This is a genomic window from Eubacterium sp. BL-380-WT-2B, from assembly GCF_009696115.1.
In the GTDB taxonomy this organism is placed as follows: domain Bacteria; phylum Bacillota; class Clostridia; order Eubacteriales; family Eubacteriaceae; genus Eubacterium; species Eubacterium callanderi.
The window spans coordinates 15,130-41,576 of the sequence record NZ_VUMP01000014.1 but is presented as its reverse complement, the minus strand read 5'-3'; the positions used below and the strand labels follow the sequence as shown (position 1 = coordinate 41,576).

Here is a 26,447-nt window from a genome sequence, read left to right as displayed (position 1 = left end):
CGCACTAATTCAACCAGCTTCTGCTTTAATTCACCGGTGTATTTCTTGTTTGGTATTCCTTTTGGCATATAAAATCACCCCACTTGTTAGTATTATACCACATGTCTAACAAATGGGGTTCACTTCAAAATGTTGGCTTTTTTTCTGCTTTATGGTTTTGTTTAAAGCTGACAGATCCCACGTGGAATATACTGCCCTTTGTTTTCGGCAATAACCCGGCCTTTTTCGACTATGATTTCTCCGTTTAACAGGACAACTTCTGCTCGGCCCTTGGTTTTGACACCTTCATAGGGTGTATAGTCAACATTTTGGTATTGGTCTTTCTGAGTAATAGTGCCCTTATATTCCGGATCCCAGATAACAATATCGGCATCACTTCCAGGTTTTAAGGCTCCCTTCTGCGGATACATGCCAAAAATTTTAGCTGGTGTTTCTGAGAGCTGGGCCGCCATCTGATTTAGGGTCATTTTGTTTTTACACACGCCAAAGGTATACATCAGTACCGGTCGTGTTTCTACACCGGGCATGCCGTTTGGAATTTTACTGAAGTCATTTTTACCAAGATCCTTTCCGCCTTTCATATTAAAGCTGCAATGATCACTGCCGATGGTATCAACAATTCCAGAACCAACAGCCTCCCAAAGCGCTTTTTCGTCCGATGGTTTTCGTGCCGGAGGCGCAAAAACATATTTTGCACTCTCGAAACCTTCCAGTTCATAACAGCTGTCATCAAGCAGCAGATATTGCGGACAGGTTTCAATAAAGACTTTTTGCCCGCGCCGGCGGGCATTCAGGCACTCTGCAAGCCCCCGCTCAGTACTGAGGTGTACCACATAAACAGCAGATTCAGCAGCTTCTGCGATGGCTAAAAAGCGATTGACAGCCTCTGCTTCTACAAAATCGGGCCTGGAAAGGGGATGGGCGGCAGGGCTCGTGCGGCCCTGCCGTTTTTGTTCGGCAATCAGTGCGTTGACAAGATCGCCGTTTTCACAGTGCATGGAGACAAGCCCGCCAAAGGTTTTAACAGCTTCTAAAATCTCAAAAATTTCACGGTCATTGGAGCGTAGATTATCATAGGCCATATAGAGCTTAAAGGAGGTTACCCCTGAATCCTTCATTGTTTTCAGCTCACTGCGTATCGTTTCATTCCAGTCGGTAATGGCCATATGAAAGCCATAATGGCAGGAGGAACGGTTATCCGCCAGCCCATGCCAGTTTTTCAAAGCCTCTGTCAGGCTTTGGCCTTTATCCTGAGTGGCAAAATCAATGATGGTGGTGGTACCGCCGGAAACAGCGCCTTTTGTCGCAGAGACAAAATCATCTGCTGTGTGGGCAGTACCGGTGTCCATATCCAGATGTGTGTGTGGATCGATAAAGCCTGGGAAAATGTACTTCCCAGCAGCCTCGATGATTTTGGCTTCTGAGTCTTCGATCTTTTGGCCTATTTGGGCGATTTTATCATTTTCCACCAAAATATCGGCGTTAACCGTATCTGTGGAAGAAAAAAGAATACCGCCCTTGATGATTGTTTTTTTCATAATAACACCTCATTTTACAATGGAAATTTGCGTATGAAACAAGAGTAGGGACGTCTTATAAGACGTCCCTGATATAAAGTTTTTAAAGGAGATAGCTGTAATTATTGACTACCGCTTTAATAATATCATTGATACCCTGAGGCAGTGTATTGTCACCGATAGAGGCATCAATAACATTGCCTTCAAGGCGGACCTTAACACAATGGTCACCTGTGACCAGAAAACCACTGTTACTGCTGTCTTCAAAGTCGGAAAGGGTGTGATAGAGGGTAAACTTATCTTTGTAAGGTGCACTGTCATATGGACAGAAGGTCTGGCAGTTACCACATTCGTTACACATTCTGTCAACATGGACAATCTGACGCATCTTATGGTGCGGTACAAAAAGGGCCAGATTTGCACGGTTTGGACACACATCCATACAGGATTCACAGACAGTTGAGCATTCCAGACAACGGCTGCATTCTGTTGATTCACATTTTGGTTCGGCCAGAATACCCCGTTTAGCCAGAGCTCTTTCATAATTGCCGGTATTTTTAGAATAGGTGGAAGCAGGTTCGAGCGCTTCGGCTTTTACAATGGTATCGGTAACCTTGCGCGCGTCTGCAATGGCCTGTACAACGGTGGCAGCGCCTAATTGAGCGTCACCGGCTACAAATATATTGTCACGGGCTTCCAGCGTGTCTTTGTTTACTTCGACACGGTCACGGTCTGTCAGAGCGATTTTATTCTGAGCAAACCATTCTTTGTCAATTTTTGCGCCAACCGAGGCGATGACAGTATTAGCTGGAATATCCATGAATTCATCGGTGTTTTCAGGACTTCTTCTGCCAGACGAATCCGGTGCGCCGAGCACCATCTTACGGCAGGAAAGGAGGCTGCCGTCAAATTTTTCAGGGGAGAGAAGCTCATAGAATTTCACGCCGTCTTCCAATGCCATTGCAAGCTCTTCTTCGTCGGCTGGCATATAACGTTTTGTTCTGCGGTATACCAGATGGACATTTTCAACACCTGGGGCTTTTTTGGCAGCTCTGGCGGCATCCATGGCGGTATTGCCACCACCGATCACTACAACGTCCTTTCCAAGTTTCAGGCTGGAAGCATCTTTTCTGAAGCTTTGTAAAAAGTCGAGTACGTTGATTGCCTGTTCACCCTCCAGTTTATACGGGCTTGGCCCCCAGGCGCCGGTAGCGGCGATAACATATTTAAAGCCCTTGCTTTTCAGTTCTTCTACAGAGCTGATTTCTTTGTTTGTAACGACTTCTACACCGTAGGCTTCCATGAGATTTACATCATTTTCTACGATTTCGGCATCGACACGGAACTCAGGAACTACATGGCGTACAATCCCCCCCAGACTTTCATTGCGTTCAAAGATTGTAGCAGAGATCCCATTTCTTGCCAGAAAGTAAGCGGCGGAGATACCGGCAGGGCCGCCACCGATAATGGCCACCTTGGCATCTGTACGTTTTTCAATGGGTTTGATCTCTTTGAGTAAATCGTCATAACCCAGCTCGGCAGCGTTAAGCTTCACATCACGGATACACAGAGGGGCCTCATAGAAATTACGTGTACAGTTGTCCATGCAGCGGTGGTTACAGATGGTACCGGTGATAAACGGAAGTGGATTCTTCGCAGTGATAACTTTAAGCGCTTCCAGAGGCCTGTTTTCGCCCAGAAGTTCAATATAATCCGGGATATCCTGAGAAATTGGGCAGGCTTCAGAACAGGGGGCTGTAAAACAGTCAACCAACGGTACTTTTTTGTCAAATTTTCTGGATGGCAAAGGTTTTATGGCGCCTTTTACATTATGAGGGTTGGTTCGGGCACGTTTTGCGAGCATGGATAAAGCCGAAGGCTTTAGATTTTGTACTTCCTTGAAATTATAAGAGACAAGATCCTCTGCCATTTGGTCAAGTCGGTTGTATCCACCGGGTTTTAACAGGGTGGTGGCCAGGGTGATCGGCCAGACACCTGCTTTAAAGATGTCTTTAATGTTAAAGATATCTGCACCGCCAGAGTAAGAAATACGCAGATCGCCGTCAAAGGCTTTTGCCAGGCGGTTTGCCAGTTCGATTGAACATGGGAACAGGGACCGGCCTGACATGTACATATCTTCGCTTGGCAAAACACCATCAATAACCTTTTGTGGGAAGGTATTTGTGATTTTTACCCCAAAGGCAACGCCTTTATCGGCGGCTTCTTTTTTCAGGCGGGTAAACATGGGGACAGCGTCCTTGAACTGAAGGTCATGTAAGAAGTGATAGTCGTCAAAATCCATGTAGTCATAACCCATGCTGTCCAGAATTTCACGGGCGGATTCGTAGCCTAACATGGTGGGATTACACTTGACAAAAGTATTCAAACCTTTTTCGTTAATCAGGTAGCTGGCGATTCGTTCAATTTCATCGGGTGGACAGCCGTGGAGGGTAGAAAGGGTGATGGAGCGGCTGACAACCGGAGTAATATTTCTGACATAACCAGCGTCAATGTTATCAAACTGATCTAAATGAGCCAGGGTGTAATCCATACATTCTTGCCACACGGCAGAGTTTTCAGCATTTTTCATCCCCTCGATATAATGATCGATTTTTTCAGTCTGAACACCGGCAAAATCATAGCCGACACTCATGTTAAAGATAAAGCCGTCTGGGCTTCCGAAGCCCATTTCCTTGGCTAAAAGCTTGATGGCAAACCAGGCCTTTACATATTCATCATAGGCTTCTTCCACGCGCAGCTCGGTAGACCATTCACAGTTGTAGCATTCATCGCCGGCTGTGATACAGGGCTTGGAAACAAGCGCGGCAAGGTCTTCGCCGTCTACGGGCTGTACAGTTTTTAATTCAAAGAAACGGGCACCGCCAACATAAGCGGCGATGATGTTCTGTGCCAGCTGGTTGTGCGGACCTGCAGCGGGGCCAAAGGGGGTTTCCAGCATCTCGCCAAAAATTGAGAGCGTCTGCTGGTCGTTTTTTTTGTAAAGTTTGTGAACACCAAAAATACTTTTTTCTTTTTTGTATTCACTTAAGATCCAGTTGATCATCTCGCCAAAGGGGATAGGGTACATTTTATCACTCATTTTGATACTCCTTTTTATGGTGGAACATATTTTTATTTTATAACAGGGCAGTGATGTTATCTGTGATTAATGCGATCAGCTAATTTTTTAGCGGCTTCGCGTGATTTTGCCAGAATAGCTTCTTCATCAATGTTCAGCAGCTCACGGTCTTTCATAAGAACCTTGCCGTTAATCATAGTGGTAATGACGGAGCGGCCGCACATACCAAATAGAATATGTGAATTATAATTGTCAGCGTTCATCGGGGTGGTTGGGTTGTAATCTGTTATGATGATGTCGGCAGCGGCTCCCGGGGCAAGCACACCTAATGTTTTGCCAAAAAGGCGTTTTGCGATGGCTGGGTTATTGTTAAACAGCATCTGGGGGATTTCGCCCCAGGCCACATTTGGATCACAATTGAAATGTTTGTGAAGGATATTGGCGACCTTGTAGGATTCGATCATATCATTGGTGTAGCCATCTGTTCCGAGACCGATGAGAATACCGCGTTTTACAAGCTCCAGCACTGGTGGACAGCCGACAGCGTTTCCCATATTGGACTCTGGGTTATGTACGACCATGGTGTTGGTATCTTTGAGAATTGCCATTTCTTCGCCATTGATATGAATGCAATGAACAGCAATGGTGTTTTCGCCTAAAATATTTTTATCAAATAGGCGGTTGACTACACGTTTACCATATTTTTCTAAAGAGTCATAAACATCGTCCAGCCCCTCAGCGACATGTACATGATAACCGGCGTAATCCGGTTTTTCGGCATTGCAGTAATCCAGCGTTTCGTCGGTCAGGGTAAAGGCGGCGTGCAGGCCGAGCATGCCGTGGACCATGCCGGTTTTGTCTTCGTGGGCGGCTTTGATAAAATCAATATTTTCTTTAACGGCGGCTTTCATTTTATCGGCACCGTCTCTGTCAGAAACCTCGTAGCAAAGGCTGGTACGTACGCCCAGCTCTTTGGCGACATCAGCAATTGTGAAGAGGCTGTCCTTAATCTCGCCATAGCTGGCGTGGTGATCGACCACAGTGGTAACACCCTGCTTGATACAGTCGATATAAGTATCGTATGCGCTGTATTTATTGTCTTCGTTTGTCAGGTTGCGGTCAATGGTCCACCATTGGCCATCTAAAATATCCATGAAATTTTGAGGATTAAAGCCTTCAATGGAAAGTCCTCTTGCAAAGGTGCTGTAAATATGGTTATGGGTGTTGATCAGCCCTGGCATGATGACACCGCCTTTGGCATCAATAAATTCAGCATCGGGATATTGTGTTTTCATTTCTTCCGTAGAAGCAACGTTTACAATTTCATTACCTTCCACCGCGACACAACCATTATCTAAATACGTGTTCTTTTCATCTCGGGTAATTAACCGACCATTTCCAATTAAAATCATTGTTTTCTCCTTGATTATTATTATTTTGAATGGATATAGAAAATGGTGTGTTTTTCTATATCACGGATGAATACTGCAAAACATTGAATATGCGAAGGTTTTTATATGAGATGCAGCAACCTTTTAATAGACTTGCGAGACAATAATACTTTATTATCCTAACGATAATTTATCATGTTTTAAAACAAAAAGCAAGCCTTTTTAAAAAAAATTATTAAATCTATTTTGGCAATATAATAAATTTTTATTTTTTTTAAAAACAGGGGTTGCGCTTCTTCAAAAATGGTGTTATGATAGACACATAAATCAAACAAATTGTCAGGTAACCTGATAAACTGTTTGGTTAATTGAAAAAGTCGATATGCGAAGGAATTAATTAAGATGCAAGGAGAAACACTGAATTTATTAAAAAATTTGGCCCATGGCATTGCTACCCAGTTTGGCAGCAACTGTGAAGTGGTAGTGCATGATCTTACAACTGAAAATAAAGAGAGCACGGTTGTCTATATAGAGAATGGACATGTTACCAACCGCAAGCTGGGAGACGGGCCCTCCCATGTGGTGCTGGAAGCTCTGAAAAAAAGCCCCGAAGATTTACAGGATCATCTGGATTATATGACAAAAACGGCAGATGGCAAAATTTTAAAATCGAGTACGGTTTATATCAGAGATAAAGGCAATAAGGTTATTGGTATCTTTTCGATTAATTATGACATTACAGGCTTATTGATGGTGGAGAACTCACTTCAGTCTCTTATCGGAACCCAAAAAGAAAAAGAGGAAGAAGTGGAGAACATTCCTACAAATGTTAATGACTTACTGGACGATCTGCTTGAACAGTCTGTTCGACTGGTTGGAAAGCCGGTGGCCTTAATGAACAAAGAGGATAAGATCAAGGCGCTTAAATTTTTAAATGATGCCGGAGCTTTACTGATCACCAAAGCAAGCGAAAAGCTGACAGCTTACTTTGGAATATCCAAGTACACGCTGTACAGCTATATAGATCAGAGCAGTTCTGATCCATCAGAAAAGAAATAGGCGAAGACCATCACGGCCCTGAAAACAATTTAGTATTACACTTTAACAGGAGAGAACAATGGAAAAAATCAAATGGGTATCCAATGAGATGCCAAAAACGGACGATAAGGAATTATCGGTGATGTCCATCGAATCGGTTAAGAAGGCGAAAGCTTTTCATGAAAGCTTTCCGCAGTATTCACAGACACCGCTTGTAAAGCTTGACAAAATGTCAGAGTATCTGGGCATCGGAAGTTTGTTTGTGAAAGATGAATCTTACCGTTTTGGTCTCAATGCCTTTAAGGTTTTAGGTGGTTCCTTTGCGATGGCGAGGTATATTGCACAAAAGCTGGGCAGAGATGTCTCTGAGCTGGACTATGATTATCTGACGTCCGATAAACTGAAAGAAGAATTTGGACAGGCCACTTTTTTTACAGCTACTGACGGTAACCATGGACGTGGCGTTGCGTGGGCGGCTAATAAACTCGGACAAGAGGCAGTCGTCTATATGCCGAAAGGCTCCAGCCCGATTCGATTGGAAAACATTTTAAAAGAGAACGCGGAGGCGTCCATTACAGATGTAAACTATGACGAATGTGTCCGTATAGCGGCGGCTGAAGCAGAAAAAACAGAAAACGGCGTGGTTGTTCAGGATACGGCATGGGATGGCTATGAAGAAATTCCCGCCTGGATCATGCAGGGCTACGGGACAATGGCGCTGGAAGCAGCTGAGCAGTTAAAGACTGCTGGCTGTGAACGTCCGACACATATTTTTATTCAGGCAGGTGTTGGATCCCTGGCCGGAGCAGTACAAGGATTTTTCGCAAACCTGTTCCCGGGAAACTGCCCTACAACGGTTGTAGTTGAAGCGGATGAAGCAGCCTGCTTATATAAATCGGCCTCTGCTGGAGACGGTAAGATCCGTTTTGTGGATGGAGATATGCAAACGATCATGGCCGGTTTGGCCTGCGGTGAGCCGAACACCATATCATGGGAAATTTTGAAAAATAACAGTTCCTTTTTCGTTTCCTGCCCGGACTGGGTGGCGGCAAAAGGTATGAGAATGCTGGCGGCGCCGGTGAAAGGGGATACGCCTGTAACCTCCGGTGAGTCCGGAGCGGTATCCATGGGCTTAATTGCAACTTTAATGGAAAGCGATGACTATAAAGATCTGAGAGAGAGCATGGGTCTGGACCATAGTTCTAAGATCATCATGTTCTCAACTGAAGGGGATACAGATCCCGAAAATTACCGCGCTATTGTCTGGAATGGCGCACACCCATCAATTTAAATTAATCAGGAGGCAAATAAAAATGGATTTTGAAGCAATCAAAAAAGCGGCACAGGGTTATGAAGAGGATATGACAAAATTCCTCCGCAATATTGTTAAAAACCCGGGTGAAAGCTGTGATGAGGAAAAGCATATTAATACCATTGCTGAAGAAATGCGTAAGCTCGGTTTTGACAAAGTGGAAATTGACCCACAGGGGAATGTCTTGGGATATATGGGAACCGGCGATACCCTGATCGGTTTTGACGCTCATATAGACACCGTTGGCGTTGGCAATATGGATAACTGGGATTTCGATCCCTATGAAGGCTTTGAATCGGATAGCGAAATCGGGGGGCGTGGAACCTCTGATCAGCTTGGCGGGATTGTGTCCGCTGTATATGGCGCTAAAATTATGAAAGACCTGGGTATGCTGAATGATAAATACAGCGTGCTGGTGACCGGTACAGTTCAGGAAGAGGATTGCGATGGTCTGTGCTGGCAGTATATCATCAATGAAGACAAGGTCCGTCCCGAATTTGTCGTTTCTACCGAGCCGACAGATGGCGGTATTTACCGTGGACAGCGTGGCCGCATGGAAATCCGGATCGACGTTGCGGGTGTCTCTTGTCACGGATCAGCTCCGGAGCGTGGCGACAACGCCATTTATAAAATGGCGGATATTCTCCAGGATGTCCGTGCCCTTAATGAAAATGATGCTGAAGAAGGTACGGAAATCAAGGGTCTGGTTAAAATGCTGGATGAAAAATACAATCCGGAGTGGAAGGAAGCCCGCTTCTTAGGCCGTGGTACTGTCACCACTTCGGAAATCTTCTTTAGCTCACCAAGCCGCTGTGCAGTAGCGGATGGCTGTTCGGTTTCTCTGGACCGCCGTATGACTGCCGGGGAAACCTGGGAAAGCTGTCTGGAAGAAATCCGCAATCTGCCAAATGTAAAAAAATACGGGAATGATGTGAAGGTTTCGATGTATGAATATGACCGTCCTTCTTACACCGGATGTGTTTATCCGATCGAATGCTATTTCCCAACATGGGTTATTCCGGAAGACCACAAGGTTACTAAAGCATTGGAAGAAGCTTACAAGGGAATGTACGGTGAAGAACGCATCGGCTCTTCTGAGACAGTGGCAGAACGGAAAGCCCGTCCGCTGACAGATAAATGGACTTTCTCAACGAATGGTGTGTCCATCATGGGACGTAACGGTATTCCGGTAATTGGTTTTGGCCCTGGAGCAGAAGCGCAGGCTCATGCACCAAACGAAAAAACCTGGAAACAGGATCTTGTGACCTGTGCCGCTGTTTACGCTGCTTTACCGACTGTTTACACCAAATAAAAAACTTCGGCTGTGGATAAAGGATAATTTGCGATGTTGTTACTTTTATCCTGAGCTTTAAACTATAAGCATTAATTTATAAAAATCAAGGAGATTAAAAAATGGATAAAACTTTACAAACCTATATCGATAAACTGAATGCGTTGAATTTTAAAGAAATGTACGAAAATGACTTTTTCCTGACCTGGGAAAAAACACCGGAAGAGCTGGAAGCTGTGTTCACCGTGGCTGACGCTTTAAGATATATGCGTGAAAATAATATTTCTACTAAAATTTTTGAGAGTGGTCTGGGAATTTCCCTGTTCCGTGATAATTCAACCCGTACCCGTTTCAGCTTTGCCTCTGCCTGCAACCTCTTAGGTCTGGAAGTACAGGATTTAGATGAAGGTAAGTCTCAGGTAGCCCACGGAGAGACTGTGCGTGAAACTGCCAATATGATCTCCTTTATGGCAGATGTTATCGGTATTCGGGATGATATGTACATTGGCAAAGGGAACGCCTATATGCATGAAGTGGTCGATGCTGTGACTGAGGGCCACAAAGACGGTATTCTGGAACAGAAACCAACCTTAGTCAACCTGCAGTGCGACATTGACCATCCAACACAGGCAATGGCCGACGCCCTCCATCTAATCCATTATTTTGGCGGTATTGAAAACCTTAAGGGTAAAAAAGTCGCGATGACCTGGGCCTACTCCCCATCCTATGGAAAACCGTTATCTGTACCGCAGGGGATTGTCGGTCTGATGACCCGTCTGGGCATGGACGTTACTCTGGCACATCCGGAAGGATATGAAATTATGTCTGACGTAGAAGAAGTGGCTAAAAAGAATGCAGCTGAAAGCGGTGGATCTTTTACAAAGACCAACAGCATGGCAGAAGCTTTTAAAGACGCTGACGTTGTTTATCCCAAGAGCTGGGCACCCTTCTCCGCAATGGAAGAACGGACCATCTTATACGGCAACGGTGACCAGGAAGGCATCGATCGCTTAGAAAAAGAACTGCTCGCTCAGAATGCAAATCATAAAGACTGGGAATGCACCGAAGAGTTGATGAAAACAACCAAAAACGGCAAAGCGCTTTATATGCACTGCCTCCCAGCTGACATTACTGGCGTTAGCTGTGAAGAAGGCGAAGTTGAAGCCTCTGTATTCGACCGCTATCGTACAGAATTATATAAAGAAGCAAGCTACAAGCCGTATATTATTGCCGCTATGATCTTCCTGGCAAAGGAAAAAGATCCTCAGGCAACCTTAAAGGCTCTGGAAGAAAGAGGTATTGACCGCTTCTTTACCAAATAAAAGCGAGCCGAAAAATAAATTTGAGGATGGCCGGGCCCTTTGCTCAGCCATCCATCCATTTTTCATTTAAAGGAGAAAACCATGAGCAAGAAAATTGTGATCGCCCTAGGTGGAAACGCTTTAGGCAACAATTTACCAGAACAAATGGCGGCGGTTAAAAATACAGCCAAAGCCATTGCGGATTTAATAGAGGAAGGAAATGAAGTCGTTATTTCTCACGGAAACGGGCCGCAGGTTGGTATGATCAATCTGGCCATGGGTGAGCTGGCAAAGGCAGACCCTGGAAATCCGGTGGCGCCTTTATCTGTTTGTGTGGCGATGAGCCAGGGATATATTGGCTATGATCTTCAGAATGCGTTGAGGGAGGAGCTCCTTGACCGGGGAATTCACAAACCGGTTTCAAGCATTATTACCCAGATGCGCGTCGATCCTGACGATGAAGCCTTCAGCCATCCAACAAAACCCATTGGACGTTTCATGACAAAAGAAGAAGCGGACGAAATGGTTCGCGAAAGAAATTATGATGTTGTGGAGGATGCGGGCCGGGGCTATCGGCGTGTTGTCGCCTCCCCCAAACCCGTTGAGATAATTGAAATTGAAACCGTTAAAACTCTGGCAGAGGCCGGGCAGGTCGTTGTGGCAGCCGGGGGCGGCGGAATCCCTGTTTACGCTCAGGGAAATCATTTAAAAGGTGCTGCCGCTGTAGTGGACAAGGATTTTGGAAGCTGTCTGCTGGCAAAGGAAATCGGCGCAGACTGTCTGATTATTTTAACAGCTGTCGAAAAGGTTGCCATTAATTTCGGCAAGCCGAATGAAGAATGGCTGTCTGAAATCAGTGTTGAAGAAGCTCAAAAATACGCTGATGAGGGACAGTTTGCTCCTGGCTCCATGCTGCCGAAGGTTCAGGCGGCAATGGAATTTGCAAAATCGGGTTCAGACCGTTTTGCGTTGATCACTCTGCTTGAAAAGGCAAAAGACGGTATCCAGGGAAAAACAGGAACGATTATCAAATAAATAAGTTAAATTTTTAACAAGTAATAAGAAGGAGAATATTATGAGTAAAACAGTTATCAATGCAGCGAAAGCACCAGCCGCTGTCGGACCTTATTCACATGCCAATGCCGCAGGAGAAACTATTTATATTTCAGGCCAGCTGGGTCTGGATCCGGAAACCGGTATTCTGGCAGAAGGTGTGGAGGCCCAGGCTAAAACAGGTTTTGAAAATTTAAAAACCATTTTAACCGAAGCCGGTGTTTCTTTTGAAAACGTTGTGAAAACAACAGTCTTTTTAACAGACATGAATGACTTTGCCGCGGTTAATGATATTTACGCGCAGTATTTTACAGGCGAGTATCCGGCGCGTTCCTGCGTTCAGGTTGCAGCACTGCCAAAAGGGGCTTCTTTTGAGATTGAAGCCATTGCAGCAAAATAACGATGCGTTAACACACCGTGCACAAAGTGTTCTTGGAGGGCTGCCCTTAACGGTCCTCTAAGGTCATGAGGAGAAAATCATGAATAACGATAAAGATAATGTCATTTATCAACTTAAGGGAATGCCGAAAATTAAAGAAGCGATCCCGTTGGCACTGCAGCATGTTGCAGCGATGATTGTTGGCTGTGTCACTCCAGCCATTATTGTGGCCGGTACGGGCGGCTTATCGCCGGCCGATACACGGATTCTTATTCAGGCGGCGCTTATCATCTCCGGTATCGCCACGCTTATTCAGCTGTTTCCACCCTTCAGGAAGGTGGGCTCTGGTCTTCCAGTTATTATGGGGGTCAGCTTTGCCTATCTTCCAACCATGATTGGTATTGTCAGCGATTATAATATTGCGACTATATTGGGCTCGCAGGTTATTGGCGGCGTTGTGGGGATACTGATTGGTATTTTCATTAAAAAGCTCCGCAAGCTTTTCCCACCGGTAGTTACCGGTACTGTGGTTTTTACCATTGGTCTGTCATTATACCCTACCGCCATTAAATATATGGCAGGGGGAGCAGGAAGTGAAAATTTTGGCTCTCCAATGAACTGGATTATCGCCATGATCACACTGGTACTGGTTATTTTCTTTAATAACTTTACCAAAGGCTTTGCCCGCCTGGCGTCCATTCTTTTGTCGATGATCATCGGTTATGTCATCGCCCTGTTCTGTGGAATGATTGATTTCACGACTGTACAGGAGGCCAGCTGGTTTATGCTGCCGGCGGTAGGGCATTTTGGATATGAATTTCATTTGCCTGCGATTATATCCATGTCAATTTTGTTTGTTGTCAACTCGGTGGAATCCATCGGCCAGTTTTCCGCACTCAGTGTGGGTGCCATGGATCGTGAACCTACGACAGACGAGTTGTCAAGAGGACTGATGGGCAATGGTGTCTCCAGCATGATCGGTTCAATTTTCGGTGGGCTTCCAACGTCTACCTTTGGCCAAAATGTCGGTATTGTTGTGACGAACCGGGTTATTAACCGTGTAGTCATCGGATTTGCAGCGGGCTTTATTGTGCTGGCTGGCCTTTTCCCCAAATTTTCAGCTTTAATGATGACCATCCCGTACTGTGTACTGGGAGGCGCGACAATTTCAGTTTTTGCGACCATTACCATGACCGGGGTTAAGCTTTTTATGCAGAGCGAACTGACTCAGAGAAATGCTACCATTGTAGGCCTGTCAGTTGCACTTGGCATTGGCATTTCCCAGGTGCCTGGCGCGATGGAGCAGCTTCCAGCCTGGATCGACAGTCTTTTCGGAGAGTCGGCCGTTGTGGTTTCAACCCTGTCTGCAATCCTTTTAAACTTAATTTTGCCAAAGAATACGCCCTTTGAAAGTGAAGATCTTTAAAAAAATCGACACAATAATAAATTATTATTGAACTTTTCTCCAAAATCTGCGATAATAGGGATATAACATTTTTAAACAATGATTATAAGCGTTCTTTGTTTATATGAATCAAAGTTCAGAAGGAGAATAATTATGGCAAAAGATCTTGAATCCTACAAAGTACTGGTAGACTTTTTAGCAGATTATTTAGGAGAAAACACAGAGGTGGTACTGCACGACCTCTCGGACTGTCAGTCATCGATTGTGGCAATCCGAAATGGCGATATCAGTGGACGTGAATTAGGGGCACCGGTTACGGACTATGGCCTTAAGCTTATTAAGAATGAGGCCTACAAAGAAGCGCCATACCGTGTAAACTATCGGGGAATGTCTCCGAGAGGCAACATTATACGTTCGGCAACGTATTTTATTAAGGATGATGACGGCGAGCTGATCGGTCTGCTCTGTCTGAATATGGATTGTCAGAAATTTGCGGAAGCCCGGGATATCCTGGAATCGCTCATTACAGTTGAACCACTCAGAAAAGATGAAGAGACTGAAGAAAACTTCAATATTAATGTCAAAGAGCTGGTCATCAATAACATGAGCCGTGTGCTGCCAAGCAATCACGGAGACCTCAGGAAAATGGGCAAGCAGGAAAAAATTGAAGTGGTTGAAAGACTTCAGGGACTTGGAACCTTTATGGTTAAAGGGACTATCTGGCACGTGGCGGACATGCTCGGCGTTTCGGTACCGACCGTTTACCGCTACCTGGCTACCATTAAGAAGGAAAATGAATAAAAAACTTTGTGTGCAAAATGAGAACATGAAACTGTCAGCGCTGTTCGGTATCGAACAGCCTGACTTTGTTACGGTCACCGGAGGCGGTGGTAAGACGTCTCTGCTTACCTGTCTGGCAAGTGAGCTTAGGGATAAGGGCAGAACCCTTTTAACCACCACCACAAAAATGCGCTATCCAGACGCCTTTGACGGGGAGGTCATCATAACAGCGTCGTATATGTGGCTGTTGAACTGCTTGGTGAAACAGGACCGTGATCTGTATTATTTTGCAGAACGCTGTATTGAGGATCATAAGGTGAAGGGGGCGGCACCCGAACTGCTGGACTGTCTTTTTAAAGAGCTGCCGGACTGGATTTTTCTGAATGAAGGAGACGGAGCTGGAGGAAAGCCCTATAAAATATACAGAGAGTGGGAACCTGTTATTCCCAAAAACACAACAAAACTGATCCATGTGATTGGCTGTGAGCTTTTAAACGAATCCATAAGCGATGCGAATCTGCACCGCTGCCCTCAGAAATTGAAGGGAAAACGCTTTGACCTCGATTTTTTCAGGGAGAGTATGGACTGGTTTGTGAGTGAGAAACTGAGAAACTTTGAAATTCCCAAATTTTTGCTTGTCAATAAGGCAGATAAAGGAAATGAAAAGAAAGCGGAGATGCTTTGTGAAGCGGCAAAACCTTATTTTGACGGTTGTATTGCTGCGTCTTTGTGTGAAAGGACCTGGTATTTATGTTAGGAGCTGTTATTCTTGGAGCAGGACTGTCGCGCCGCATGGGCAGTGAAAAGCTTCTCTTGCCCATAGGCAGAAAAAGAATCCTGGAAAAAACCATTGATAGTGTGGCAGAAAGCTTTGAGAACTTTGAGAGTGTAATCGTTATTGTAACACGAGAAGCTGTTCTTAACGGTATCGAGACGCGTAAAGGGGTTATTTATTTAGTTAATGATCAGCCAGAGCTTGGACAGTCGACTTCTTTAAAAATAGCAGTCGCTTATCTCGCGAGACATTACCCAGAGTGTCAGGGCATTCTTGTGTTTCTCGGTGACCAGCCCCTGGTCAGCAAGGAACTGGCAGGTAAAATAGAACAGGTGATTACGAAAAATCCGATGAGCATAATAATGCCGGAATACAGGGGACAGAAAGGCCACCCCGTGGCTTTTGGAAAATGTTGGTTTAAGGAACTGTTGAAAGTCTCGGGCGATGCCGGCGGCCGGGGGATTATAAAAAAGCACCCCGAGGTCCTGATAAAAATTCAGGGAGACAGAACCTGCGTCATGGACGCTGACACCCCTGAGGACTATCAGCGTTTACTGGAATATTATGAAAAGGAATGGGCTGAGAATGAAAATTAGTGAAACGATTATTGTGCGCGGAGCCGGAGACATTGCCACTGGAACCATATACCGGCTTTATAAGGCGGGCTTCAGAGTGATTGCCCTGGATATTGAAGCCCCTACTGTTATCCGGCGGACTGTCGCGTTTGCCCAGGCCATTCAGGATGGTATGGCTGTTGTGGAGGATATGGCGGCAAGGCGTTGTGAGTCCATTGAGGAGGTGTGCTATTGCCTGAAAAAGGGTGAGATACCCGTCTGTGTCGATCCAAAGGGTGATATGATTCGTATGGTTCGTCCAGATGCAGTGGTCGATGCCATACTCGCCAAAAAGAATCTTGGAACTACTCGGGATATGGCAAAAGCTGTTATTGCTCTCGGCCCTGGATTTACTGCGAAAGAGGATGTTGACGCCGTGATTGAGACCAACAGGGGTCACCACCTTGGAAGAATTCTGTATGAGGGAATGGCGGCAAGAAATACCGGTATTCCCGGAAACATTGGCGGCTATACACACGAACGGGTGATCCACGCGCCAGATTCTGGAACGATCCGGCTGTGCCATGACATCGGGGATCTGGTAAAAAAGGACGAATGTCTTGCCCTTATAGGAGAAACCCCGGTTATATCCAAGCTCGACGGCGTGCTGCGCGGTATGATTGCCGACGGTACGAGTGTTAAAAAAGGGCTGAAAATTGCTGACGTTGATCCACGGGGAGATATAGCCTATTGCTATACAATCTCGGATAAGGCCCGGAATATCAGCGGCGGGGTTCTGGAAGCGGTCATGTATTTATTGAAGGAGTAGAAGCGGTGCAACAGGGCAATGAAAGCTTAAGGAGCGTGCAGAATGAAAGGAATTTATTTTGACAATGCCAGTACCAGCTGGCCAAAAGCTCCGGGAGTGGCGTCTGAGATGGCAGACTATCTGGAGAATATCGGCTGTAATGTGGGACGAGGGAGCTATGAACGGGCATATGCGGTATCAAGAAGGGTTTACGAAACCCGTGAGAAGCTGCGCTGCCTGTTTGACGCCGAGGATAACAAAAACGTAATTTTCACAGCGAATGTCACGCAGGCGGTCAACATGGTGCTCAAGGGTTTTCTGAGACAGGGAGACCATGTGCTTATTTCGGGTCTGGAGCATAACGCCGTGGTGAGACCACTGGAACATCTGAAGCAGACAGGCCTTACCTGCGATGTGATTCCATGTGACAATCTGGGTAACTTAGAAGTAACGTGTATTGAAAAAATGATAAAGCCAGAAACCAGGGCTGTTGTTATGACGCACGGCTCCAATGTAAGCGGGAATATTTTGCCCATTGAGTCTGTTGGACGGATATGTAAAAGCCACGGTCTGCATTTTATTGTGGATACGGCCCAGACAGCAGGTCTGCACAATGTCAGCATGAAAAGAGCCAATATCAGCGCTCTGTGCTTTACCGGGCACAAAGGACTGATGGGTCCGCAGGGTATTGGTGGCTTTCTGGTGACAGACGAATTGGCAGAGCAGATGGCCCCACTGTTAGACGGAGGGACAGGAAGTGTATCAGACCAGCTTGATATGCCAGACTTTTTGCCAGATCGCTTTGAGGCCGGGACGCTGAATCTCCCGGGAATCTATGGACTCAGCAGCGCACTGGATTATCTGAACTCCGTTGATAAAAACGAGCTGCTTATGATTGAAGAACAGTTAACAAAAGCTTTTATCCGTGGTATCGAAGCTATTGATGGCCTGCAACTTGTCGGAACTGCGGATCACCGGAACCGCTGTGCCCTGGTTTCGGTAGATTGTCTGACAAAGGACAATGCGCAGGTAGCCTTTGAGCTGGACAGGGATTACGGCATTATGACACGGGTGGGAATGCACTGCGCCCCACTTGCGCACAGGTCCTTGGAAACATACCCACAGGGAACACTGCGTTTTTCCTTCAGCCATTTCAATACACTGGATGAAGTGGCCTGCGCTTTGGAGGCACTTCAAAAAATTACAGCAGAATGAAAGGACAAATGTCATGTCAGAAAACAAACCGAAACGCCTGACCGAAATGGTCAGAAATTGTGGATGTGCCGCGAAGCTTGGACCAGGAGCACTGTCAAAGGTCTTGAAAGACCTTGAACTAAAAGACTGTGACAGCCTGATCATCGGGCTGGAAAACTCGGATGATGCTGCGGCTTACAGGATTAATGACAAGCAGATACTGCTCCAGACCCTGGATTTTTTTCCGCCCATTGTGGATGATCCCTATCTCTTTGGACAAATTGCCGCGACCAATGCCCTGAGCGATATTTACGCCATGGGCGGAAAGCCGCTGACTGCGATGAATATTGTCTGTTTTCCAGAAAGGGAAGACAAGAAAATTTTGTCTGAAATTCTGAGAGGCGGCGCGGATAAGATACAGGAAGCCGGCGCTGTTTTGGTAGGCGGACACTCAGTCGATGATCCAGAGCCAAAATACGGCCTGTCCGTGACGGGCATAACGGACTGCCTGCACCTTCATGGGAACTGCCATGCACAGGAGGGGGATAAGCTCATTCTTACCAAGCCTGTCGGAACTGGGATTATCGTATCCGCGATCAAGGGCGGTATTGCGACGCCTGAATCACGCGAAGCCGCGATTTTGTCCATGACGACGCTGAATAAGACGGCCTGTGAGGTTATGGGCTTATACGATGAGGTGCACGGCTGTACCGATATTACGGGTTTCAGCCTGGGTGGCCATGGAATCGAGATGGCCAAGGCCAGTCATCTGAGTATGGAGCTTGAGGCTTCGGCCATTCCACTTCTGCCTGGAGTCATCGAACTGGCGGAGATGGGGATTGTGCCTGGCGGCACATATCGGAACAGAGAATACTTCGGACCAGATTACAGATCATCGGTGAGTGGCGGGATGGAGGATATTATTTTTGACCCTCAGACTTCCGGCGGTCTGCTGATCAGTGTGGCGCCCTCTGAGTCAGAGAATCTTTTAAAAACGCTGAAGGTTGAGCTGAAAACAGACTGCGCCCTTGTGGGACAACTTATAGACAGGCAGGACAAGGCCCTGATTATAAAAGAATAAAGGAGGAAGCACAATGACTAAAATAATTGATGCCACGGGTAAGGCGTGCCCTATGCCAGTTATCATGGCAAAAAAAGAAATTGAAGCAAACCATGACAGCTTTATCATAACCGTTGACAACGCCATTGCGGTTGAAAACCTGAAAAAACTGGCTGTGAGTCAAAGTTATGATGCTGTGGTAAGCGGCAGCGGAGAACGTTTTGAAGTTCGGTTTATTACAGATGGCCGGGAAATACCAGAGACAGAAATGATTGTATTGCCAGATAGCATCGCCGCCATCCGGGGAACAGGCAAGTGGGTTGTCTTTATGGGAAAGGACTATATTGGTGAGGGTGACTATGAGCTGGGGAGCGCTTTGGTAAAAATGTTTTTTTATACTCTTTCCCAGGCCGATGATGTGCCGGAGAGCATCTTGTTTATGAACAGCGGTGTTAAGCTGCCTACCCTGGATGAGCAGGTTGTTTCCCATTTACAGGCTCTGGAGGACCGGGGGGTGAAAATACTGGTCTGCGGAACCTGCCTTGACTATTATAAGCTCAAGGGTGACCTGAAACTTGGTGAAATCAGCAATATGTATGACATTACAGAAAAGATGTTTGCCGCCTCAAAGGTCATTGCGCTGTGATCATGAAAAGACAGGATGATTACTTACTGGCCTTTGCCAATACCCATGCAGCGATGACCGCTGAAGGAATTTTAAAAGGTCTTTTTGAAATTACGATTATTCCAACGTTAAGGGAGATTTCAGCGGGCTGCGGTATTTCAATAAGTATTAAGGCATCGGATATAGAGGCCGTATTAAAGCAGCTGAAAACAGCGAAATTTAATGAATCGCTGATGGACATCTACGCAGTGTGCTGCAGAGACGGAAAGATCTGTCCCCAGCCTGTGTGTTCAAAATAAAATTAAATGAGGCAGTAAAATGGAAAGTGTAAAAACAACAGAGGCCGTGGGGCTGATATTATGCCACGACATGACACAAATCATAAAAGATGAGTTTAAAGGCCCGAGGTTTCGGAAGGGCCATGTGATTCAGGAAAAAGATATCCCAGTGCTTTTATCCATGGGAAAGGAGCATGTCTATATTTGGAAAAACGATCCAGGCATGGTTCATGAGAATGCCGGGGCCGAGGTTCTGTACCGGTTATGCGCAGGTGAGCATATGTCCCCTTCGGAGGTAAAAGAAGGAAAAATTGAGGTGATCGCAGAGATTGACGGATTGCTGAAGGTGAACAGCGAAAAGCTGAAAGCGCTCAATGCCCTGGGTGAGCTCATGATCGCTACCCGGCATGGGAATTTTCCAGTTAAAAGGGGGGACAAGCTGGCAGGAACCCGGATTATTCCACTGGCTATTGAGAAGGATAAGCTGGACTGCGCTGTAGCCCTGGGGGGCGGAGAGCCCATTCTCGAGCTGCTCCCTTTTAAAAGAAAGAAGGCGGCTGTCATCAATACTGGGAGTGAACTTTACGCGGGGCGGATTGAGGATGCTTTTGGTCCTGTGATCAAAGATAAGCTGGAGGAATGTGGCGTCGAGGTTATGGCACAGGAGATTCTTCCCGATGATGAGGCGTTAGTTTCAGAAAAAATCAGTGAATTCATTGAAAAAGGCGCCGAGATGGTCATCTGTACCGGAGGAATGAGCGTGGATCCGGACGATATTACACCCAACGCCATAAAAAAGACAGGCGCTGAGATTGTCAGCTACGGGGCGCCGGTATTGCCGGGGGCGATGTTCTTACTGGCTTATGAGGGAGAAATACCCATCATGGGGCTGCCGGGATGCGTGATGTACGCCAAAAGAACGGTGTTTGATCTGGTGCTCCCAAGGGTAGTGGCAGGGGAAAAGCTGGTGCAGGAGGATTTATCCTCTCTGGGTGAGGGTGGCCTGTGTCTGAACTGTGAAGTCTGCACCTACCCAAACTGTGGTTTTGGAAAGTAGAGGATGACATGAAAGATTTTTACAGAGCACTTAAGCTATCAAAAAAGACAAATGAACCCCTGGCTGTCGTTACGATTATTCATTTTCATGGTTCTGCGCCCAGAGGGACGGGTGCCTGGATGGCTGTTTATAAGGATGGCACCACCATTGGTACCGTGGGTGGTGGTGCCATGGAATACGATGCTCAGCAGGAAGCAAAGAAACTGTATGAAACCAGGACTTCTTTTATGAAGGAATACATACTGAGGCCAAATGAAGCTGGTGACCTCGGTATGGTATGCGGCGGAAACGCCATGTTGTATTTTCAGTATTTATCTCCGGATAACCCACAGACAGAAAATCTGATAGAAGAGCTTGGCAGAGCATATAAATCCAATGAGGATGCCTGGCTTCTCACCAGTTGGGAAAAGCCTGCGGTGTTTGAGATGGCTGTAGTCAATGAAAGGATAAAAGAAACAATGCCTTATAACCTCGAGTTGTTTCAAAAAGAAAGTCGTTTACTTAAGAAGAATAAAATCTGTTTCTTTTCTCGGCCATTGTTGCTAAACGAACGGGTTTATGTGTTTGGCGGAGGGCATATCGCTAAAGAGCTTGTGCCAGTGCTCAGCCATCTGGATTTTAAATGCGTGGTTATTGATGATCGGGAGGCGTTTGCTAACAAGGAGGCCTTTCCAGACGCGGACGAGGTCTTTGTCAGTGATTTTAAAAATATCAGCACGTTTTTAAAGATTGGCCCTTCAGATTATGTGGTCATAATGACCAGAGGGCATCAGAATGATTATCTGGTCGAGGCGCAGGTCCTTAAAACAAAAGCTCATTATATAGGTGTTATCGGCAGCAGGAAAAAGACAGCGGTTGTTAATGAAAAGCTCATGAGGATTGATGGCTTTACACAGGAAAGACTGAATATGGTTTATACGCCGATCGGAAAGGCAATCAAAGCTAAAACACCGGCAGAAATAGCGATCAGTATCGCCGCGGAGCTGATTGAGGTGAGGGCATCGGACAATGTATAAAAGCTTTTAAATAATGGAGGTGATTGTATGGCAGAGGGTTACTCACCCCTCCTGATTTCATTAAAAACAGCCCTTCTGGCAACAGCTGTCACTGTCGTCCTCGGGATTCAGGCAGCCCGGCTGGTTATCCGTCTTCCAGAAAAGGCCCAGTGGCTGACCGATGGCATCCTGACGCTTCCGCTGGTTTTGCCTCCGACAGTTATTGGTTTTTTCCTGCTGATGATTTTTGGCAAAAATAGCCCTTTGGGGCAGGCACTGCTGCAGTTTGGGATACGCGTTGTTTTTTCGTGGAGCGGAGCGGTTGTCGCCGCCATTGTTGTTTCTTTTCCGCTCATGTACCGCACGACAAAGGCTGCTTTTGAACAGATGGATCAGAACCTCATTGATGCCGGGAGGACGCTGGGGCTTTCGGAGCGCTACATTTTCTGGCAGATCAGAGTTCCGGTTTGCTTTCCGGGGATTGGAGCTGGTATGGTACTGGCCTTTGCCCGGGCTATTGGCGAATTTGGGGCGACACTTATGATTGCAGGGAACATTCCTGGCAAAACACAAACCGTTCCTCTGATCATCTACACGGCAACGGCGGCCGGAGATATGCGTTTAGCCATGCAGTGGGTCGCAGTTATCGTCGCCATCTCGCTGCTTTCCATCGGCGGCATGAATATCTGGCTGGCCCGGCAGGGAAGAAAGACAGGCGGAGCATGAGTATATTGGTAGATATTGAAAAGCGATTTAAAGGGTTTAATCTGAAAGTACAATTTGAAAGCGGTGAGGGGGTGACCGGTCTGCTGGGTGCTTCCGGGTCGGGGAAAAGTATGACCCTGCGATGTATTGCAGGGATTGAAAAGCCGGATAAAGGAAGAATCATAGTCGATGGTATTACCTACTTTGACGCTGAAAAGAAAATCAACCTGTCGCCCCAAAAAAGGAACGCTGGCTATCTTTTTCAAAATTATGCACTATTTCCGAATATGACAGTAAGCCAGAATATTATAGCCGGGATGAAAAAAGGCGCGGACGATACACAGAAAATCCTGGAGCAGATGCTCGAGCGTTTTCAAATTAATAAATTAGAGAACCGTTACCCGGCACAGCTTTCGGGCGGACAGCAGCAGCGAGTGGCGTTGGCAAGAATTTTTGCGCGCAGCCCGAAAGTCCTCATGCTGGATGAACCCTTCTCTGCTTTGGACACCTTTTTAAAGTGGGAGCTGCAGTGTGAGGTTTCAAAAATTTTGAAAGACTATGAAGGGACCACGCTATTTGTCTCACATTCGAGAGATGAAGTCTTTGCCATTTGTGAGCGTGTTGCAGTAATCAATGAAGGAAAAATCGACCAATTTGGTGCGTTACGAAATGTTTTTGCAAACCCGAGCTGTGTATCTGCTACGAAATTAACTGGTTGTAAGAATGTTTCAAGGATAATCCCCTTGCAAGATCATTGCTTTGAGGCGGTGGACTGGGGTTGTGTGTTTTGCTCGGATGTTCTGCTTTCGCAGGATATGACCCATGCGGGCATCCGGGCGCATTTTTTTGAACCGGCAGAACAACCAGGTGAAAATACCATTCAAATAGAGATTATGAATGTTATCGAATCCCAATTTAAGGTGTCTGTTTTATTCAAACCTTATGGAAAGGAGGTGAACCATCCGCTGTGCTGGGATTTTGAACGTGTTCACTTTGGAAAAGAACCTGGGCGTGAATATCCAAAATATTTAAAAATTTCACCCCAAAATATCATATTAATGAAAGGATAAAAAGCATGAAAAATGTAAAAAGATTGATTGTTACTTTTTTGGCAGGAGCCTTAGTTTTTAGCTTTACCGCTTGCAGCACACAAAACAATGCACAAACAGGGGACAGCACAGACAATATCAACCTGACCATTTCGGCAGCTGCCAGTTTAAAAAATGCCATGGAGGAGCTGACACCAATGTACGAGGAGGCCAGCAAAGGGCAGACACTAACTTTTAATTATGGCGGTTCCGGTGATCTTCAGAAACAGATTGAGAATGGTGAGCCGGTGGATGTTTTTATTTCTGCTGCACAAAAGCAGATGGACGCTTTGGAACAGGAGGGGCTTCTGGCAGATGGAACCCGTGAAGATTTGCTGAAAAACAATCTGGTTTTAATTGCGCCAAAGGGCAATGCGGAGATTACGGCCATTGAGGATCTTGGTACAGATAAAGCTGCCCGGGTAGCTTTAGGCGAACCGAGCGTAGTACCCGCCGGCCAATATGCGGAGGAAGCGCTGACCAGCCTTAACCTTTTAGACAACGTTAAGGCAAAAGCGGTTTACGGTAAAGATGTTACACAGGTATTGACCTATGTAGAAAATGGAGAAGTGGATGCAGGGCTGGTCTACGAAACAGACGCAAAATCAGTCCCGGAAAAGGTTACCATTGTCAGCAAAGTTCCAGAAAGCAGTTACAGAACCGTCGTTTATCCAATGGCTGTTCTTAAGGGCAGTACCCAGCAGGATGCAGCTAAAAATTTTGAAAGCTTTTTAAAAAGTGATGAAGCGAAAGCTGTTTTTAAAAAATACGGCTTTGAGTCCTTATAAATTAAAGATGGAATTTTAAAAGTAGATATTAAAAAACGGGGAATGCCGGATGCGTGTAATTTGTGTCTAACGAGGTGCTTGCTGTTAAACAATTAAAATCAGCCTCCCTAATTTACTTTTTAGCGGCTCCCGGCTAAAGCTCCGGGGGCTTTTTGAGGTTAAAGTGATGGATGAAAATTGTGGTTGATTTTAGCGCATTCCATGATTGTACAAAAAGAATAAAAGCCAATTTGTTTTTACGCAGTGTTGCCATCACACTTGCTTATATATATTTAATAGGAAGATAAATTTAAATTATCGTGGATTTTTGGTGTAAAAGGGTATAAAATATCAACGGAGTGAATATAATTTCATTCTGGGAATCCATTATTTATAAAAAGCCACGCTATTATTACTGATTAGTGACTAAAGATACTACAATTATGAGCTTTTGTCTAAAATATGTAATTTAAACCATTTCAAAAATAAAAATAGTGGTTGCTTTGTATACACAAAGTGCTATAATGGGTTCAGACTAGAATTAATTTTTGAAGAAGGAGGTCGTTATTAGGATGATAAATGAAGTGCTTCATCAGATTATCGATCTGGACAACCGGGCCAAAAAAATTAAAGCCAGCGCCACAGCCCGTGCGGAAAAAATCGTATCCGATACCAAAGACGAATTAAAAGAAGAAGAGACGAATGTTATCACCGCTGCAAAAGAAGAAAGTAAAAACAATTATGACGTTGAAATCAGGAAAGCTGAAGAAGAGAAAGATAACGCCATAAAAGAAATGTCTAGCTCGATTAAATCATTGCGAGAGCAGTATGAAAGTGCAAAAAAAGAAAGTGCTAAAAGAGTTTTGGACGAACTGTTTCAGTCGATCTGATTCTTGAAAAATTTAAAGAAAAGTAGTGAAGATTAATGGCGAATAGTAATCATGCGTGTGTGAACACGAAATTATTGGCAATGAAGTCAAAGATGCTTGGAACTCAGGATTACGAGGCGCTGATTAAAGCCCCTTCGCTGGATGACCTTTTTTATTACCTGAAGGACAATACCTATTACGGGCCATTTCTGGAGGAGGTTCACACGGACCATCTTCACCGCCTGGAACTGGAAGTGCCCCTCACCCGGATGAAGATTTATGAAATTGAGAAGCTGATGCATTATCTGCAGGGAGAAGAAAAGACCTTTGTAAAAACTTTGCTGATCCGTTCAGATATTGAAAGCCTTCGTGTTTTGATCCGCGGGATTGCCCGTGGAGATAATCTTGAAGAGCTCGCCGGGTTTCTGGTCTATTCAGAAAAGTACACAAACATACCCTTTGACAAATTGGTAAAAACAAAAGATTGGGACAGCTTTAAAAAAGCCCTGGTCGGCACAGATTATTATCGTCTTCTCGAAATCTACAAGCAGGTAACCGTAGAGGATGACCTCTTTCCCATTGAAAAAGGGCTGGAACGCTATTACTACGATAAGCTGAAGAACAACCTGAACAAGCTGGATCAGAAGAAGAACAAGGACCTTATCAAGACAACGCGTGAGGGCATTGATCTTTTAAACCTGGTTTGGTTTTATCGTGGGAAGAAGTTCTACCACCTTTCCCGTGAGGAGCTGCTGGCCTATGCGCTGCGCGGCGGTCTTAAGATTAAAGAGAAAGATATTCAGCATATGAGTGAGATCAAAAACATGGATGCCCTCCATGAAGTCATGAAATCCTACAGTGAATATGCTTTTCTGTTTAATCATTCGAAAACACTGGACCTGTATATGGAAAGAAGACGTGAGCGATTTATGTACTATGCCTATCTGAAGCTGTTTAACGGAACAGAAGCTGGCCTGGGAAAAGTCGTTGCATTCATACGGCTCATTGAATACGAAATTGAGGATATTACCTCCATTATCGAAAGCAAGCGCTACCGTATGTCTGCATTAGAAACAGAAAAATTTTTAATCAGATCTTTTGAATAAGATGTGAAAGGAAGTATTAT

At 45.5% G+C, this 26,447-nt stretch carries 25 protein-coding genes; 22 read left to right on the top strand and 3 right to left on the bottom strand.

Going from position 1 to position 26,447, the window contains the following annotated elements:
* Nucleotides 1–161: 161 nt before the first annotated feature.
* The 3 genes from hydA to ssnA all read right to left on the bottom strand — a co-directional run bounded on the left by hydA (nt 162) and on the right by ssnA (nt 6,008).
* A complete protein-coding gene (gene hydA, locus FYJ53_RS20660; RefSeq protein ID WP_148430466.1) occupies nt 162–1,538 on the bottom strand; it encodes a dihydropyrimidinase in 1,377 nt (458 codons plus the stop codon).
* 82 nt (nt 1,539–1,620) lie between these two features.
* Complete coding sequence (gene ygfK, locus FYJ53_RS20655; protein ID WP_090412760.1) at nt 1,621–4,617, bottom strand: putative selenate reductase subunit YgfK; 2,997 nt, start codon at nt 4,615–4,617, stop codon at nt 1,621–1,623.
* 56 nt (nt 4,618–4,673) lie between these two features.
* A complete protein-coding gene (ssnA, locus tag FYJ53_RS20650; RefSeq protein WP_148430468.1) occupies nt 4,674–6,008 on the bottom strand; it encodes a putative aminohydrolase SsnA in 1,335 nt (444 codons plus the stop codon).
* A gap of 381 nt (nt 6,009–6,389) precedes the next feature.
* Here ssnA and FYJ53_RS20645 point away from each other — a divergent pair, with 381 nt between their 5' ends.
* From FYJ53_RS20645 to FYJ53_RS20540, 22 genes are all read left to right on the top strand, one after another.
* Nucleotides 6,390–7,046: a transcriptional regulator gene (locus tag FYJ53_RS20645; RefSeq protein WP_013380748.1), complete on the top strand. Its 657-nt coding sequence runs from the start codon at nt 6,390–6,392 to the stop codon at nt 7,044–7,046.
* Between the two features lie 58 nt (nt 7,047–7,104).
* Entirely contained in the window at nt 7,105–8,316 is a 1,212-nt protein-coding gene (gene dpaL / locus FYJ53_RS20640) for a diaminopropionate ammonia-lyase (RefSeq protein WP_148430469.1), read from the top strand.
* Nucleotides 8,317–8,338: 22 nt separating this feature from the next.
* Nucleotides 8,339–9,649, top strand: coding sequence for a YgeY family selenium metabolism-linked hydrolase (locus FYJ53_RS20635; protein WP_013380746.1), 1,311 nt, complete (start codon nt 8,339–8,341; stop codon nt 9,647–9,649).
* 101 nt (nt 9,650–9,750) lie between these two features.
* Nucleotides 9,751–10,950 carry a knotted carbamoyltransferase YgeW gene (gene ygeW / locus FYJ53_RS20630; protein ID WP_148430471.1) on the top strand — a complete coding sequence of 400 codons (1,200 nt, stop codon included), beginning with the start codon at nt 9,751–9,753 and terminating at the stop codon, nt 10,948–10,950.
* 81 nt (nt 10,951–11,031) lie between these two features.
* Nucleotides 11,032–11,964, top strand: a complete 933-nt coding sequence (gene arcC / locus FYJ53_RS20625; RefSeq protein ID WP_090412753.1) for a carbamate kinase — start codon at nt 11,032–11,034, stop codon at nt 11,962–11,964.
* Nucleotides 11,965–12,004: 40 nt separating this feature from the next.
* A complete protein-coding gene (locus tag FYJ53_RS20620; protein WP_148430473.1) occupies nt 12,005–12,382 on the top strand; it encodes a RidA family protein in 378 nt (125 codons plus the stop codon).
* 79 nt (nt 12,383–12,461) lie between these two features.
* Nucleotides 12,462–13,787: a uracil-xanthine permease family protein gene (locus FYJ53_RS20615; protein WP_148430476.1), complete on the top strand. Its 1,326-nt coding sequence runs from the start codon at nt 12,462–12,464 to the stop codon at nt 13,785–13,787.
* A gap of 132 nt (nt 13,788–13,919) precedes the next feature.
* A complete protein-coding gene (locus FYJ53_RS20610) occupies nt 13,920–14,567 on the top strand; it encodes a transcriptional regulator (RefSeq protein WP_013380741.1) in 648 nt (215 codons plus the stop codon).
* On the top strand, nt 14,560–15,303 hold the full coding sequence (gene yqeC, locus FYJ53_RS20605; RefSeq protein WP_090412745.1) for a selenium cofactor biosynthesis protein YqeC: 744 nt from the start codon (nt 14,560–14,562) through the stop codon (nt 15,301–15,303). Before FYJ53_RS20610 ends, yqeC begins: the two co-directional genes overlap by 8 nt.
* Nucleotides 15,297–15,917: an NTP transferase domain-containing protein gene (locus FYJ53_RS20600; protein WP_148430478.1), complete on the top strand. Its 621-nt coding sequence runs from the start codon at nt 15,297–15,299 to the stop codon at nt 15,915–15,917. The genes yqeC and FYJ53_RS20600 overlap by 7 nt, the downstream gene beginning before the upstream one ends.
* Nucleotides 15,907–16,704, top strand: coding sequence for a selenium-dependent molybdenum cofactor biosynthesis protein YqeB (yqeB, locus tag FYJ53_RS20595; protein ID WP_148430480.1), 798 nt, complete (start codon nt 15,907–15,909; stop codon nt 16,702–16,704). Before FYJ53_RS20600 ends, yqeB begins: the two co-directional genes overlap by 11 nt.
* Nucleotides 16,705–16,746: 42 nt before the next feature.
* Nucleotides 16,747–17,898 (top strand): aminotransferase class V-fold PLP-dependent enzyme, encoded by a 1,152-nt coding sequence (locus FYJ53_RS20590; RefSeq protein WP_148430482.1) that lies wholly within the window; start codon nt 16,747–16,749, stop codon nt 17,896–17,898.
* 13 nt (nt 17,899–17,911) lie between these two features.
* Nucleotides 17,912–18,958, top strand: coding sequence for a selenide, water dikinase SelD (gene selD, locus FYJ53_RS20585; protein ID WP_148430484.1), 1,047 nt, complete (start codon nt 17,912–17,914; stop codon nt 18,956–18,958).
* A gap of 13 nt (nt 18,959–18,971) precedes the next feature.
* Nucleotides 18,972–19,583: a sulfurtransferase-like selenium metabolism protein YedF gene (gene yedF / locus FYJ53_RS20580; protein WP_148430486.1), complete on the top strand. Its 612-nt coding sequence runs from the start codon at nt 18,972–18,974 to the stop codon at nt 19,581–19,583.
* 2 nt (nt 19,584–19,585) lie between these two features.
* Nucleotides 19,586–19,861: a DUF3343 domain-containing protein gene (locus tag FYJ53_RS20575; protein WP_227930311.1), complete on the top strand. Its 276-nt coding sequence runs from the start codon at nt 19,586–19,588 to the stop codon at nt 19,859–19,861.
* A 19-nt stretch (nt 19,862–19,880) separates the two neighbouring features.
* Nucleotides 19,881–20,897: a molybdopterin-binding protein gene (locus tag FYJ53_RS20570; RefSeq protein WP_148430490.1), complete on the top strand. Its 1,017-nt coding sequence runs from the start codon at nt 19,881–19,883 to the stop codon at nt 20,895–20,897.
* Between the two features lie 8 nt (nt 20,898–20,905).
* Nucleotides 20,906–21,913, top strand: a complete 1,008-nt coding sequence (locus tag FYJ53_RS20565; RefSeq protein ID WP_090412723.1) for an XdhC family protein — start codon at nt 20,906–20,908, stop codon at nt 21,911–21,913.
* A 27-nt stretch (nt 21,914–21,940) separates the two neighbouring features.
* Nucleotides 21,941–22,618, top strand: a complete 678-nt coding sequence (gene modB / locus FYJ53_RS20560) for a molybdate ABC transporter permease subunit (protein ID WP_148430492.1) — start codon at nt 21,941–21,943, stop codon at nt 22,616–22,618.
* Nucleotides 22,615–23,667 carry a sulfate/molybdate ABC transporter ATP-binding protein gene (locus tag FYJ53_RS20555; protein ID WP_148430494.1) on the top strand — a complete coding sequence of 351 codons (1,053 nt, stop codon included), beginning with the start codon at nt 22,615–22,617 and terminating at the stop codon, nt 23,665–23,667. Before modB ends, FYJ53_RS20555 begins: the two co-directional genes overlap by 4 nt.
* A gap of 5 nt (nt 23,668–23,672) precedes the next feature.
* A complete protein-coding gene (gene modA, locus FYJ53_RS20550) occupies nt 23,673–24,473 on the top strand; it encodes a molybdate ABC transporter substrate-binding protein (protein ID WP_148430496.1) in 801 nt (266 codons plus the stop codon).
* Nucleotides 24,474–25,024: 551 nt separating this feature from the next.
* A complete protein-coding gene (locus tag FYJ53_RS20545) occupies nt 25,025–25,342 on the top strand; it encodes a hypothetical protein (protein WP_070081240.1) in 318 nt (105 codons plus the stop codon).
* Nucleotides 25,343–25,377: 35 nt separating this feature from the next.
* Complete coding sequence (locus FYJ53_RS20540) at nt 25,378–26,427, top strand: V-type ATPase subunit (protein ID WP_148430498.1); 1,050 nt, start codon at nt 25,378–25,380, stop codon at nt 26,425–26,427.
* Nucleotides 26,428–26,447 lie beyond the last annotated feature (20 nt).